This is a genomic window from Cellulomonas alba (assembly GCF_030362835.1).
Lineage (GTDB): Bacteria > Actinomycetota > Actinomycetes > Actinomycetales > Cellulomonadaceae > Cellulomonas > Cellulomonas alba.
Map to the genome: position 1 here is coordinate 1 of NZ_JAUCGQ010000007.1, position 1,304 is coordinate 1,304.

A 1,304-nucleotide genomic window follows, 5' to 3' on the forward strand; every position below is an offset into this window, starting at 1 on the left:
TGAACCGCCCCGGGTTCCGTGGAGGCTCTCAATCCCCGGAGGATGAGAGTCATGGCTGCACCGAGGAAGTACCCGGACGAGCTTCGGGAGCGCGCGATCCGGATGGCGGTCGATCTGCGTCGTGATCCGGCGACGCGGGTCGGAGCGTTGGCCCGGGTCGGTCAGCAGCTCGGGATCAATCCCGAGACGCTGCGCAACTGGGTCAACCAGGCTGAGATCGACTCGGGTCAGCGGCCCGGGACGACGACCGCGGACGCGCAGCGGATCGCCGAGCTCGAGCGAGAGGTGCGTGAGCTGCGTCGCTCGAACGCGATCCTGCGGTCGGCGTCAGCTTTCTTCGCGGCGGAGCTCGACCGCCCGTCGACCAGGTAGTGGCGTTCATCGACGCCCACCGTGCCGAGTTCGGGGTCGAGCCGATCTGCAAGGACCTGCAGGTCGCCCCGAGCACGTACTACGCCGCCAAGACACGTCCGCCTTCGGCGCGCGCGGTCGCGGACGCGGCGTTGGGCGAGGTGATCACGGTCGAGCATGCGGCGAACTACGGCGTCTACGGCGCCCGCAAGATGTGGAAGCACCTGCACCGGGTCGGGCACCCGGTCGCGCGCTGCACGGTCGAGCGTCTGATGCGCGAGCACGGGCTGCGCGGCGTGGTCCGCGGCCGGGCGAAGCGGACCACGATCCCGACCAAGGACGGGGTTCGCGCAGGCGACCTGGTCAACCGGGCGTTCACCGCGACCGCGCCGAACCAGCTGTGGGTCGCTGACTTCACCTACGTGCGCACGTGGGCCGGCTTCAGCTACGTCGCGTTCGTCATCGATGTGTTCTCGCGGATGATCGTGGGCTGGAAGGCCGACACCCGCATGCGTGCCGACCTGGTCACCGACACCCTCGAGATGGCCGTCTGGGCGCGCGGGCGGGCCGGGGTCGTCGACCTGTCCGGGCTGATCCACCACTCCGATGCGGGAGCGCAATACGTCTCCCTGGCGCTGACCGAGCGGCTCGCCGCCCTGGGCATGCGGGCCTCGATCGGGTCCGTGGCGGATGCGTATGACAACGCGATGGCCGAGTCGACGATCGGGCTGTTCAAGAACGAGCTGATCCGCCGCAAGGGCCCGTGGCGGACCCTGGACGACGTCGAGATCGCCACCCTGGAGTACGTCGACTGGTTCAACAAGCGGCGTCTGCACACCGAGCTCGGCGACATCCCGCCAGCCGAGCACGAAGCGAACTACTACCGTCAGAACCCGGCCGTCACGACGGCCGAAACCAGAGAACCGAGCCTCCACTGAACCCGGGGCGGTTCA

General features: G+C 69.0%; 1 protein-coding gene and 1 other annotated feature. The gene reads left to right on the forward strand.

Translation table 11 applies throughout. The features are described from left to right. The first annotated feature begins 51 nt into the window (after positions 1 to 51). A protein-coding gene (locus QRT04_RS17175) for an IS3 family transposase (RefSeq protein ID WP_289456977.1) occupies positions 52 to 1,289 on the forward strand; the annotation gives its coding sequence in 2 pieces (ribosomal slippage) (positions 52 to 331 and positions 331 to 1,289; 1,239 coding nt in all). Continuing rightward, positions 330 to 443 (forward strand) — a sequence feature (AL1L pseudoknot). (Overlaps the previous gene by 114 nt.) Positions 1,290 to 1,304: the final 15 nt, after the last annotated feature.